This is a genomic window from Mycolicibacterium sp. HS_4_1, from assembly GCF_054515875.1.
Genome location: NZ_CM137261.1, coordinates 680970 through 693794 on the forward strand (window position 1 = coordinate 680970; position 12825 = coordinate 693794).

Below are 12825 nucleotides of genomic sequence, written 5' to 3' on the forward strand. Positions count from 1 at the left end.
TCTAGAAAGTTAGACGACGCACGACATGCCTCACGTAATTACCCAGTCGTGCTGTAGCGATGGTTCATGCGTTTTCGCATGCCCGGTGAATTGCATTCACCCGTCCTCGGACGAGCCGGGTTTCGCTACCGCCGAAATGCTGTTCATCGATCCTGCCGCCTGCGTGGACTGTGGCGCCTGCGTCACCGCCTGCCCGGTCGGCGCGATCAAGCCGGACACCAAGCTGACCGAAGCGCAGCTGCCGTTCATCGAGCTCAATGCGTCCTTCTACCCGAAGTACGAGGGCAAGCTCCCGCCGACGTCCAAGCTGGCGCCGGTGCCCGACGCCCCGGCGGTCGACCAACGACCGCACGGTCCGCTGCGGGTGGCCATCGTCGGTTCCGGGCCGGCTGCCATGTATGCCGCTGACGAGTTGCTGACCCAGCGCGGGGTCCGGGTCAACATCTTCGAGAAGCTGCCGACGCCCTACGGGCTGGTGCGTGCCGGGGTTGCCCCCGACCACCAGAGCACCAAGGGCGTGACGCGGTTGTTCGACCAGATCACGCAGCGTCGTGGGCTTGACTTCTACCTCAACGTCGAGGTGGGTCGGGACATCACGCACGCCGAGCTGCTGGAGCACCACCACGCCGTGCTGTACGCGGTGGGTGCGCCGAACGACAAGCGCCTCGACATCGAGGGCATGGAGCTGCCCGGAACCGGAACCGCCACCGAGGTGGTGGCCTGGTACAACGGGCACCCCGAGTTCTCGCACCTGCCTGTCGACCTGAGTCACGAGCGGGCGGTGCTCATCGGCAACGGCAACGTCGCGTTCGACGTGGCCCGCATCCTGACCGCCGATCCGGATGCGTTGGCGCGCACCGATATTTCCGATCACGCCCTGGCCGCGCTGCGCGACTCGAAGGTGCGCGAGGTGGTGATCGCGGCCCGGCGCGGCCCGATCCATTCGGCCTTCACCCTGCCGGAGTTGATCGGCCTGACCTCGACGTGCGACGTAGTGCTCGACGCCGCCGACCATGAGCTGGTCCGTCGGGACTTAGAAGCAGAAACCGACGCTCCCTTAGATCCGATGACGCGGCACAAGCTCGAGATCCTCGCCAAGCTGGCCGACAGTTCCGTACCTGCCACCCGGCCGCGGATCCGGCTGGCCTACGAGCTGACCCCGGCGCGGGTGCTCGGCTCGGACAAGGTCACCGGCATCGAATTCACCGTGACCGGCACCGACGAGGCCCGGCAGCTCGAAGCCGGCCTGGTGCTGACGTCAATCGGCTACCACGGCAAGGCGATTCGCGGTCTACCGTTCGATGACGCCGCCGGTGTGGTCCCCAACGACGAGGGCCGTGTCATCGATCCGGCCACCGGCAAGCCGGTTCGCGGCAGCTATGTGGCGGGGTGGATCAAGCGGGGCCCGACGGGCTTCATCGGCACCAACAAGTCGTGCGCCGCGCACACCGTGGATCGGCTGGTCGCCGACTACAACGCCAGCCGACTCGCCGAGCCGACCGCGAAAACCGGTGCGCTGCACCAGCTCATCCGCGACCGGTGGCCGGACGTGGTCGATATGGCCGGATGGCGGGCCATCGATGCGGCCGAGATCGCCCGCGGCGGCGCAGACCGGCCACGTGACAAGTTCATCGACGTGGCCGAGATGCTGACCGCTGCCGCCGGCGCGCCGAAGCCGACGCTGCGCCAGCGTCTGCTCTCTGCCCTCGACTGACTGCGATTGGTGCACGATTTTCCGCGCCGGCCGCGGAAAATCGTGCACCAATCCAGGGTCGCTACGCGCCCTGCTGGGCCATCGCGGCTTCGATCTCCTCGGGGCTGACCACGCGCACGGTCTGTGCCAGCGACCAGTGGTGGCCGAACGGGTCCTCCACCTGGCTGTAGCGGTCACCCCAGAACATGTCCTGCGGGGCCATCAGTTCCCGCGCGCCGGCGTCGATGGCGCGCTGGTATGCCGCGTCGACATCGGGCACCTGCAGGTGGATGGTGACCGGCGTGCCGCCGAAGGCCGTCGGGGTCTGCGACTTGCCGCCACACATCTCGGGGAAGTCGTCGTTGAGGTAGACGTTCGACCCGTTGATGGTCAGCGCGGCGTGCATGAGCTTGCCGTCGGGGCCGGGCACCCGGCCCAGCTCGGTAGCGCCAAAAGCCTTGACGTAGAAGTCGATTGCGGCGGCACCGTCGCCGACGACGAGGTGCGGGGCGAGGAAGGTCTGAGATTCGGTCATCGGGTTCTCCTGGCGAGCGGTACTGCGTGGATTGGGGTCAATCGTTATGACCATCTCCAACGCTACTTCTCATCGGTGACAAGAAACCGAGCCCGAAGTGTCAGCTGTGAGCGATGCTTTCCCAGCCGGTCACGGAGTTCGCGCTCCGCGGCTGCGGGCCGACGTAGATGGCCGCGGGACGGACCAGCTTGCCCAGCCGCTTCTGCTCCAGGATGTGGGCGCACCAGCCTGCGGTGCGGCCGCAGGTGAACATCGCCGGCATCATCGCGCTGGGCACCTGGGCGAAGTCGAGGATGACCGCGGCCCAGAACTCGACGTTGGTCTCGATGGCCCGGTCCGGCCGCCGCTCACGCAGCTCGGCCAGCGCGGCCTGCTCCAGTGCGGCTGCGGCCTCGTAGCGCGGCGCATCCAGGCGCTTGGCCGTGGCGCGCAGCACGCGGGCCCGCGGGTCCTCGGCGCGGTACACGCGGTGCCCGAAGCCCATCAGCTTTTCCTTGCGGTCCAGGATGCCCTTGACCACGCCCCGGGCGTCGCCGGTGCGTTCGGTCTCCTCGATCATCGGCAGCACGCGGGCCGGGGCGCCGCCGTGCAGCGGGCCGCTCATGGCGCCGATGGCGCCGGACAGCGACGCGGGTACGTCGGCTCCGGTCGAGGCGATGACGCGCGCGGTGAACGTCGACGCGTTCATGCCGTGCTCGGCGGCGCTCACCCAGTAGGCGTCGATGGCCTCGATGTGCCGCGGGTCCGGCTCGCCCTGCCAACGGGTCATGAAACGTGCTGTGACAGTAGGGCATTCGTCGACGATGCGCTGCGGCACCGCGGGCTGGTAGATGCCGCGGGCCGACTGCGCGACGAATGACAGCGCGGTCACCGACGTCTTCGCCAGTTGGTCCCGGGCGGTGTCGTCGTCGATGTCGAGCAGCGGCTGGAAGCCCCACATCGGCGCCAGCGTGGGCAGAGCGGCCTGGACGTCCACGCGAACGTCGCCCGAGTGCACATGCAGCGGGAAAGGTTCGGCAGCGGGTAGGCCCCGGCCGAATTCGCCGTCCACCAGCAGGGCCCAGACGTCACCGAATGTGACGCGGTGGCTCACCAGGTCCTCGATGTCGACGCCGCGGTAGCGCAGCGCGCCCCCGTCCTTGTCCGGTTCGGCGATCTCGGTCGTGAAGGCCACGACGCCTTCCAAACCGGCGACGAAGTTCTCTGGGATCTGCGGCGTCGACACTGACATTGCCTCGGTCATGCCGAAATTGTTCCACTAGCCGATGGGCGAGGACCTACCGGCCGGTAACAAACGCTCAGACCACGGAGAAACCGGCCGGTAGACCACCGCGTCCGGTGAGCGCCGGAAGCACCGCTGCGGCCTGACCGGTCAGCGCCGCGATCTGCGCGGCGAGCACTGTGGCGTCCCGCAGCGCCTGGTCAGGCAGGGTGATATCCATTCCGGTGGCCCGCGCGATGTCCAGGCTGTGCACCGTCAACTCGAACACGCGGGTCGGAAGGTAATTGCTCAGCCGGATGCCCAGACCGCCGATCACGGCGATCAGCGGATCTCCTGCCCCGTCCAGATCGCTGCGCACCTGGCGCAGTAGGTCGGCGACCTTGGCCGAGGGATCGGGCCCCAGATTGCGCCCGGCTTCACGGCCGCGCTCAACGATGTCCGGGCTGTTGGAGGCGTAGCTGCGGAGCAGCGCGTAGTAGTGCGCCGGTCCGGTCACGTCCTCGCGGTCGGCCGGCGTACGCAGGTAGCTACTGACGGTGATGAGGGACCGAGAGGTATGCCCGACCAGGGACCGCAGGTCCCAGTCGCTGATCCCGGGACCGGCCCAGGCCGTGGCTGGGACGCGTGTCACCAGGTCCGCGAAAGCTGTTGCCGCCGAGACGAATACCGCATGGTTCGCGGGTGCTTCTGACGCCATGTCTGCATTGTGTCACCGCATGGGCGTACCGTCGCCGAGCATGGCATCCGATCACGTGGAACAGTCGGCAGATCATCTGGCCCGGATGCGGGTCGAATACGGCTCGACAGAGAAGGACGGCAGTGTCGACCTCGACGTCGACTGGCTGGACCGGGGCTGGTTGGCGTTGTTCCGCGACTGGATGGCCGACGCCGTGCAGGCCGGGGTCTCCGAACCCAACGCGATGGTGCTGGGCACCGTCAATGCGGAGGGTCATCCGGTCACCCGCTCGGTGCTGTGCAAGTCCGTCGAAGAGACCGGCATCTCCTTCTACACCAACTACGACTCCGACAAGGGTGAGCAGCTGGCCGCCGTGCCCTATGCGTCGGCGACCTTCCCGTGGTACCTGGTGGGCCGGCAGATCCACATCCGCGGCGCGGTGACCAAAGTCGACGCGGAGCACACCGCTGAGTACTGGTCCACGCGGCCGCGTGGTTCGCAGCTGGGCGCGTGGGCGTCACACCAATCAAAATCGATTGCCTCGCGGGCGGCGCTGCTGGAACAGTTGCGTGCCGTGACCGAGCGCTTCGCCGACGTGCCCGAGGTACCGGTGCCGCCGAATTGGGGCGGGTACCTGCTCGCCCCGGAAGTGATCGAGTTCTGGCAGGGCCGGGAGAACCGGGTACACAACCGGATCCGTATCACGGGCGACCGCATCGAACGGCTCCAGCCGTGACCCTTCCCGTCGCTTCGCTCGCCCTCCGATGAGAGGTCTGATCGCCGACACCACACCGCTGCGCAACCCGGATTACCGTCGGCTCTGGGGGTCCAGCGTCGTCACGGTCGTCGGCGCCAACCTGACCATCTTCGCGGTGCCGGTCCAGCTGTACGCGTTGACGGAGAACTCGGCGTACGTCGGTTTGGCGGGCGTGTTCAGTGTCGTGCCGCTGATCGTGTTCGGCCTGTGGGGCGGGGCCTGGGCCGACGCGATGGACCGCCGGCTGCTGCTGATCATCGCGTCGTGTGGGCTGGCCGTGGCGTCGGTGCTGTTGTGGGTGCAGGCCGCCGCCGGCCTCAACAACGTGTGGCTGGTGCTGTGCCTGCTGTCGGTACAGCAGGCGTTCTACGCGATCAACTCGCCGACCCGCTCGGCCGCCATCCCGCGGATGCTGCCCGCCGAGCAGCTGCCCGCCGCCAACTCGCTGAACATGACGGTGTTCCAGGCCGGCGCGATCATCGGCCCGCTGCTCGCCGGCGTGCTGCTGCGGTGGGTGGACCTGTCGACGCTGTACTTCATCGACGCCCTCACCACGATCGTGCCGATCTGGGCGACTTTTCGGCTCACCCCGATGCCGCCCGAGCATTCGGTCGACGACGACACCTCACGCTGGGGCTTCGCGGCCGTACTGGACGGCCTTCGGCACCTGTCGGGCAACGGGGTCGTCCTCATGTCTTTTGTGGTCGACCTCATCGCGATGATCCTCGGCATGCCGCGGGCGCTGTTTCCGCAGATGGCCCACGAGAACTTCGGCGGACCGGTCGCGGGCGGGACCGCGATGGCGCTGTTGTCGGCCGCCATGGCCGTCGGCGCGGTCGCCGGCGGGGTGTTTTCGGGGTGGCTGCCCCGGGTCCGCAGGCAGGGTTTGGCGGTGGTGGTCTCGATCGTGGTGTGGGGCGCGGCCATGGCCGGTTTCGGGCTCGCGGTCGGCCAGGCCACGGGCCGGCCCGACGACGGATTCCTCTGGATCGCGCTGGTGCTGTTGGCCGTCGGCGGTGCGGCGGACATGGTCTCGGCGGCGTTCCGGAGCACGATCCTGCAGGAAGCGGCCTCCGACGAGGTGCGCGGCCGTTTGCAGGGCGTTTTCACCGTCGTGGTCGCAGGCGGCCCTCGGATTGCCGACGCGGTGCACGGTGCGGCGGCCGCGGTGGTGGGTACGACGGTGGCTGCGACGGGCGGCGGAGTGCTGGTTGTGGTCGGTGTCGTCGTGTCGGTCCTGGTGGTACCCGCGTTCGTGCGCTACCAGGTGGCGCGCAGCTGATATTCGACAACGGGGTTATGACGACCCGAGCAAGCACATAGTTCTCTTAACGACTACCGTCTTGTTCCGGACGTTTCACCTGCCGACACCGCAAAAGGTCGACACCGCAAAAGGGGTTCAAGTGGCCGACACCTCCAGCTCTGACGACGTAGCCAACCTCCGGTATCCCGGGGGCGAGATCGATCTCAAGATCGTGAATGCCACCGAGGGTTCGGACGGCATCGAGCTCGGCTCGCTGCTGGCCAAGACCGGCTACACCACGTACGACGGTGGTTTCGTCAACACCTCGGCCACCAAGAGCGCCATCACCTACATCGACGGTGACGCAGGCATCCTGCGCTACCGCGGGTACCCGATCGAGCAGCTCGCCGAGAAGTCGAACTTCATCGAGGTCAGCTACCTGCTGATCTACGGGGAGCTGCCGACGGCCTCCGAGCTGGAAGCGTTCACCAACAAGATTCAGCGGCACACCCTGCTGCACGAGGACCTCAAGCGGTTCTTCGACGGCTTCCCGCGCAACGCGCACCCGATGCCGGTGCTGTCGTCGGCGGCCAACGCGCTGAGCGCCTACTACCAGGACTCGCTCGATCCCAAGGATCCCGAGCAGGTCGAGCTGTCGACCATCCGCCTGCTGGCCAAGCTACCGACCATCGCGGCCTACGCGTACAAGAAGTCGGTCGGTCAGCCGTTCCTGTACCCGGACAACTCGCTGAACCTGGTCGAGAACTTCCTGCGGATGACGTTCGGCCTGCCGGCCGAGCCCTACCAGGTGGACCCGGAGCTGGTCCGCGCCCTGGACATGCTGTTCATCCTGCACGCGGACCACGAGCAGAACTGCTCGACGTCGACGGTGCGTCTGGTCGGCTCGTCGCAGGCCAACCTGTTCACCTCGATCTCCGGTGGCATCAACGCGCTGTGGGGCCCGCTGCACGGCGGCGCGAACCAGGCTGTGCTGGAGATGCTCGAGAAGATCCGTACCGAGCACGGTGACGTCCGCGACTTCGTCAAGAAGGTCAAGAACCGCGAAGACGGCGTGAAGCTCATGGGCTTCGGTCATCGGGTCTACAAGAACTACGACCCGCGGGCGCGCATCGTCAAGGAGCAGGCCGACAAGATCCTCGGCAAGCTCGGCGGCGACGACGAACTCCTGGACATCGCCAAGTCGCTGGAGGAGATCGCCCTCACCGACGACTTCTTCATCGAGCGCAAGCTGTACCCGAACGTCGACTACTACACCGGCGTGATCTACCGGGCCATGGGCTTCCCGACCCGCATGTTCACCGTGCTGTTCGCCCTCGGCCGCCTGCCCGGCTGGATCGCGCACTGGCGCGAGATGAGCGCCGACCCGAGCACCAAGATCGGCCGCCCGCGCCAGATCTACACCGGCTACACCGAGCGGGACTACCCCGCCCACTAGGTTCACGGACACGGCCCCTCGCGCACTTCGCGCCAGGGGCCGTCTCTTTTTCACGAGCGTGCGTGTTTGCCCGGCGACACGCCGTTTTTCGTGCGCATTTCGGGCTCGCTCGCGGCCGGCGAGTGGCCAGTTCCTGCTCATGTCGCCCATGTCACTGCGCCCCGACGTTGCATCAGCAACAGTTGTGGTTTCACAATAGTTGTGTGAATACAACCGTCGGCGCGCTCGACTCACGGCGCAAGACGATCATCCTGATCTCCTGTTGCCTGAGTCTGCTGATCGTGTCGATGGACGCCACCATCGTGAACGTCGCGATCCCGTCGATCCGCGCCGACTTCGGTGCGTCGCCCGCCCAGATGCAATGGGTCGTCGACGTCTACACCCTGGTGCTGGCCTCGCTGTTGATGCTCTCCGGCGCGACCGGCGACCGGTTCGGCCGTCGCCGGGTATTCCAGATCGGCCTGACGGTCTTCGCATTCGGTTCGCTGTTGTGCAGCCTGGCGCCGACCGCGGACGCGTTGATCGGCGCCCGTCTCCTCCAGGGTATCGGCGGCTCGATGCTGAATCCCGTTGCGCTGTCGATTATTTCGCAGGTCTTCACCGGCAGGGTGGAGCGGGCCCGGGCGCTCGGATTGTGGGGCGCAGTGGTCGGCATCTCGATGGCGCTGGGGCCCACCGTCGGCGGCCTGCTGATCCAGACGGTCGGTTGGCGTGCGGTGTTCTGGATCAATCTGCCGATCTGCCTGGCGGCCATCGTGCTGACTGCCATCTTCGTCCCGGAGAGCAAATCGGCCACCATGCGCAATATCGATCCGGTCGGCCAGGGGCTGGCAGTGTTGTTCCTGTTCAGCCTGGTGTTCACCCTGATCGAAGGGCCGGGCATGGGCTGGACCAGTGTCCGTACCGTGTCGATCGCCGTGCTGGCGGTGGTCGCACTCGTCGCCTTCCTACGCTACGAACGGCGCCGCCACGACCCGTTCATCGACCTGCGTTTCTTCCGCAGCATCCCGTTCGCCTCGGCTACGGTCACGGCGATCCTGGCGTTCACCGGCTGGGGTGCGTTCCTGTTCATGATGTCGTTCTACCTGCAGACCGAACGGCACTACTCGGCCATCCACACCGGCCTGATCTATCTCCCGATAGCCGTTGGCGCCCTGATCTTTTCGCCGCTGTCCGGACGGATCGTCGGACGCTACGGCGCGCGTCCGTCCCTGCTGACCGCGGGCGTTTTGATGGCAGCGGCTGCTCTCCTGCTGACGACGCTGACCGGCACCACGCCGATGTGGCACGTGGTGCTGATCTTCACGGTGTACGGCATGGGGTTCGCCATGGTCAACGCACCCATCACCAACGCGGCGGTCAGCGGTATGCCCGTAGATCGTGCCGGCGCTGCGGCGGCCGTCACGTCTACCAGCCGGCAGGTGGGCGTGAGTATCGGTGTGGCACTGTGCGGCTCGATCGCCGGCCCGGCGCTGTCCGGTGCCGCGGACTTCGGGACCCAGGCCCGGCCGCTGTGGTGGATGTGCCTCGGCGTGGGCCTGGCGATCGTCGCGCTCGGCGTCGTCTCGACCTCACAGCGGGGCCTGCGCTCCGCGGAGCGGCTGGCTCCGCTGATCGAAGGTACCCCCGCCCCGGAGCCGGCCCATGTCCACTGATTCGCTGGCCGACGAGGTCTGGCAGACCATGGCCGCCGTCGTGGTCGAGAACCGCGACAGCTGGAAACGCGCCGTGGTCGAGCGGTCCGGGTTGCCGTTCAGCCGCGCCCGAATTCTGCGCCGGTTGGAAGCCAAGGCCATGACGGCGAAGGAAATCGCCGCCGCGACCGCCATGGATGCCCCGGCCGCCACCGTCGCCATCAACGATCTGGAAGAACGCGGACTGGTTGTGCGCCAGCCGGATCCGGACAATCGGCGATGCAAACTGGTTTCGCTCACAGACGCCGGAGCGGCCGTGACACGCGGCATCCGCCAGATCGACGATCCGGCCCCGCCGGTCTTTGCCACATTGGACGCCGACGAGTTGGCCACGCTGCGCGACCTGCTGAGCCGACTGCGTCGCCACTAGGGACACGGTTCCTGTCCACCCGCGGCAGGTGCCCGACTACGGTGGTCCCCGTGGCTAACACCAAACCTGAGATCGAATTCCCGGACGTCCCGGCACCTGACTCGCTGGTGATCGAGGACGTCATCGTCGGCGACGGCGCCGAGGCGGTGCCGGGCGGCAACGTCACGGTCCACTATGTCGGCGTCGAGTACGACACCGGTGAGGAGTTCGACAGCTCCTGGAACCGCGGCGAGACCATCGAATTCCCCCTGCGCGGCCTGATCCAGGGCTGGCAGGACGGCATCCCCGGGATGCGCGTGGGCGGCCGGCGCAAGCTGACCATCCCGCCCGCACAGGCCTACGGCCCCGCCGGTGGTGGGCACCGCCTGTCCGGCAAGACGCTCATCTTCGTCATCGACCTCGTCGGCGTCCGCTGACCTGATCGACGTGCTGTCGGGCTTAGGGTCCGGCGGTTGTGGCGTGTCATGGCGGCAACGAGCCGTCTCCACAGCTGCCGGGCTCTAGGCTCGAACTTGTTTTCAGGGAGGGTTTTGCATGCCGGACACAGCTGACGTCACCGCGCCGTCCGGCAGCGTTCGTCGCCTCGGCACGCGCGGCCAGGTCGCTGCAGTGGCTGTCGTGGTAGCCGTCGTCGCGGTCGTCAGCTGGGTGGTGTTCGGCAGCTCCGATGAGCACCAGGCCCCGAGTTCGATAGCGGTCTCCGCGGCGCCGGTTCCGGCGCCGCCCGAGCTGACGTCGGCACCCTTCGCGCTGACGCGTGATGGCAACACCGTCACCCTGACCGGCAACCTCGCCAACACCCGGTCGAAGTCCGAGCTGGCCGACGCGGTGAGGGCCCAGTGGCGCAGCGCCACTCTCGACGACAAGACCACTGTGGTCGACGGCGCCGGGACCCCGGACATGTCGGTTGTCGGCAACGTCCTGTCGGCCGCTGATCCCATCTCGGATTTCGGTTTGTCCATCGACGGCGCCACCATCACGCTGATGGGCACCGCCCCGAACCTCGATGTCGCGGGCGAGGTGCAGAGCGCGGCGGCGCTGTCGTTCCCCGGCGCGAAGCTGGCCAACAACATTCAGATTCCCGCGCCCGGTGGCCCAGTCGCGCCGCCGGCGCCGTCATCGGCACCCGCGCCTGTGCCCGCCCCGGCCGGCGGCCCCTGCGCGAAGGTGCAGGCCGACGTCACAGAGCTGTTGCGCAGCCCGATCAGTTTCGACACCGGCGGCTCGCAGATGACGGGGGAGTCCCGCCGGGTGCTGGGCCAGGTCGCCGACAAGATCAAGGGCGGTTGCCCCAATGGGACGGTCACCGTGATCGGCTACACCGACAATCAAGGCAGTGCCGCCGTCAACCTCAAACTCAGTGACACCCGCGCCAAAGCCGTTGCCGCCGCTCTGGTTTCGAACGGCGTCCTGGCCGCGAAGGTGACTGCTCGCGGTGCCGGCTCCGCCAACCCGATCGCCGACAACAGCACCGAGGACGGACGGGCGAAGAACCGCCGGGTCGAGATCACTCTCGGCTGAGCCCTTGCCTCACGCGAGCGCCTCGGCACTCCTGCGCCGTCAGTTCGCAGTCAGCCGGGTCCGAGAAGTACGTGGCTTCAATCAGTAGACGGGTACGGCAGCAGATTGAACGCAGGTACCTTTTCCGGCCGTCCGACGTCCCTGAGTTCAATAACCACCGGCAGATACCCAGCGCGACTGACCTCACGTACTTTCCGCCCTGTTCGCGGCATCATGTCGGCCCGTGTTGATGGTGCGTCCAGGTGCTCGCTACTCGAACTTTGTGAACGTCAGCGCACGGTCAACGCCTAGAAATAGCCTCTAGCGATGCCCGGGCAGACGCAGCAGCAGCCGGGTCCCACCGAGGGGGCTGGTCTCCAATGTCGCCGTCCCGCCATGTAGTTCGGCCTGCTGGGCGACGAGAGCCAGGCCCAGCCCCGAGCCTGAGTGCGACGCCGTGGAACCGCGGCTGAACCGGCCGAACACCTTCAGCCGTTCCTCTTCGGGGACGCCACAGCCGTCGTCGTCGATGGCGATCTCGACTCCGGCGCGCGAACTGACCGCCGACAGCTGAACTCTCGACGCGCCGCCGTGCTTCACCGCGTTGGCGATCGCGTTGTCCACCGAAAGCCGCAGTCCGGCAGGAAGTCCCACAATGATGATGGTCGGCGCCGGGACCAGGGACACCTCCAGGTCGGGATACACCCGCATGGCGTCGTGGGCGGCTCGGTCCAGGAGATCGGTGATGTCCACGGGCACATGGTCATCGACGGTGGAGAGCTCGCCCTGGGCCAGCCGCTCGAGCGCCCATAATGTGGTCTCGATGCGCGACTGGGTGCGGACGACGTCGCCCAGCACCTCCTTGCGCTGTTCGTCCGGAAGATCCAGCGTGGTCAGGATTTCGACGTTGGTACGCATCGCGGTGAGCGGGGTGCGCAGCTCGTGAGCCGACACCGCGGCGAAGTCACGGGCCGACGCCAGCGCGGCCTTGGTCCGGCCCTTCTCCTCCCACACGCGTTCCACCAAACCTTTGACCGCGTCGGCGATTTCGACGGCCTCCGTGGCACCGCGCACGTCGATGTGGGGGGCCTGCCCGTCCTGGCCTTCCGGATCGATGTCGCGGGTCTGTTGGGCGAGCCGCTTGAGCGGACGCACCGCGAACGCGGCCAGTGCCCAGCCCGCCACGGCGGCCGCGCCAATGGCGAACGCGCACAACGCGATCACGCGGCGGTGCAGGTTGTTGGTGTCGACGATCGTCGCGTCGTACGTGGCGCCCACCGCTACCAACATCGGGTCTGGCAGGTGGATCTGCACCGTGCGCACCCGATAGCCGATGCCCTTGACGTCGGTGTCGGCATAGCCGACGGGAAGCTCGGGCAGCACGACATTCGAGTTCGAGCTGACCTGGCCGTTCCGGCGGGCGGTGATGACGACGTTCTCGTCGTGCGGCGGCCGCGGGATCTCGTCGAGCCCGCGGGGCAGGAACGGGATGGCGAACCCCGCCGCTTCGTCGAGCCGCCGGTCCAGGCGTTCCTTGCGGTCGTTGGTGATGCCGATCCACACGATGGTGCCGACGATCCCGACCACGATGGCCGCGGCGATACCGGTGGCGAACGCGACGCGGGACTGCAGCGATGGAGTGCGGCGGAAGACCCGGGCCAGCGTGTTCACCGTCTGCT

At 67.5% G+C, this 12825-nt stretch carries 12 protein-coding genes; 8 read left to right on the top strand and 4 right to left on the bottom strand.

What is annotated here, in order from left to right:
• Window positions 1–25: 25 nt before the first annotated feature.
• Window positions 26–1714, top strand: a complete 1689-nt coding sequence (locus ACX12F_RS03185) for a 4Fe-4S binding protein (RefSeq protein ID WP_459368253.1) — start codon at window positions 26–28, stop codon at window positions 1712–1714.
• A 61-nt stretch (window positions 1715–1775) separates the two neighbouring features.
• Here ACX12F_RS03185 and ACX12F_RS03190 read toward each other — a convergent pair whose 3' ends face one another.
• From ACX12F_RS03190 to ACX12F_RS03200, 3 genes are all read right to left on the bottom strand, one after another.
• Window positions 1776–2228, bottom strand: a complete 453-nt coding sequence (locus ACX12F_RS03190; protein ID WP_459368254.1) for a VOC family protein — start codon at window positions 2226–2228, stop codon at window positions 1776–1778.
• Window positions 2229–2328: 100 nt separating this feature from the next.
• Entirely contained in the window at window positions 2329–3471 is a 1143-nt protein-coding gene (locus tag ACX12F_RS03195; protein WP_459368255.1) for a citrate synthase 2, read from the bottom strand.
• Between the two features lie 55 nt (window positions 3472–3526).
• Entirely contained in the window at window positions 3527–4147 is a 621-nt protein-coding gene (locus tag ACX12F_RS03200) for a maleylpyruvate isomerase N-terminal domain-containing protein (protein ID WP_459368256.1), read from the bottom strand.
• Between the two features lie 40 nt (window positions 4148–4187).
• On the opposite strand from ACX12F_RS03200, the gene pdxH reads away from it, so the two are divergent.
• From pdxH to arfA, 7 genes are all read left to right on the top strand, one after another.
• A complete protein-coding gene (gene pdxH / locus ACX12F_RS03205; RefSeq protein WP_459368257.1) occupies window positions 4188–4862 on the top strand; it encodes a pyridoxamine 5'-phosphate oxidase in 675 nt (224 codons plus the stop codon).
• A gap of 28 nt (window positions 4863–4890) precedes the next feature.
• The gene (locus ACX12F_RS03210) at window positions 4891–6165 is read left to right on the top strand and encodes an MFS transporter (protein ID WP_459368258.1); all 1275 of its coding nucleotides are present in this window, start codon (window positions 4891–4893) and stop codon (window positions 6163–6165) included.
• A gap of 121 nt (window positions 6166–6286) precedes the next feature.
• On the top strand, window positions 6287–7582 hold the full coding sequence (locus ACX12F_RS03215) for a citrate synthase (protein ID WP_459368259.1): 1296 nt from the start codon (window positions 6287–6289) through the stop codon (window positions 7580–7582).
• Between the two features lie 203 nt (window positions 7583–7785).
• Window positions 7786–9237 carry an MFS transporter gene (locus ACX12F_RS03220; RefSeq protein WP_459368260.1) on the top strand — a complete coding sequence of 484 codons (1452 nt, stop codon included), beginning with the start codon at window positions 7786–7788 and terminating at the stop codon, window positions 9235–9237.
• The gene (locus ACX12F_RS03225) at window positions 9227–9646 is read left to right on the top strand and encodes a MarR family transcriptional regulator (RefSeq protein WP_459368261.1); all 420 of its coding nucleotides are present in this window, start codon (window positions 9227–9229) and stop codon (window positions 9644–9646) included. Before ACX12F_RS03220 ends, ACX12F_RS03225 begins: the two co-directional genes overlap by 11 nt.
• Window positions 9647–9696: 50 nt before the next feature.
• A complete protein-coding gene (locus ACX12F_RS03230; protein ID WP_459368262.1) occupies window positions 9697–10062 on the top strand; it encodes an FKBP-type peptidyl-prolyl cis-trans isomerase in 366 nt (121 codons plus the stop codon).
• Window positions 10063–10180: 118 nt separating this feature from the next.
• The gene (arfA, locus tag ACX12F_RS03235; RefSeq protein ID WP_459368263.1) at window positions 10181–11167 is read left to right on the top strand and encodes a channel-forming protein ArfA/OmpATb; all 987 of its coding nucleotides are present in this window, start codon (window positions 10181–10183) and stop codon (window positions 11165–11167) included.
• A 300-nt stretch (window positions 11168–11467) separates the two neighbouring features.
• On the opposite strand, the gene ACX12F_RS03240 is transcribed toward arfA, so the two are convergent.
• Window positions 11468–12817, bottom strand: a complete 1350-nt coding sequence (locus ACX12F_RS03240; RefSeq protein ID WP_459368264.1) for a sensor histidine kinase — start codon at window positions 12815–12817, stop codon at window positions 11468–11470.
• Window positions 12818–12825: the final 8 nt, after the last annotated feature.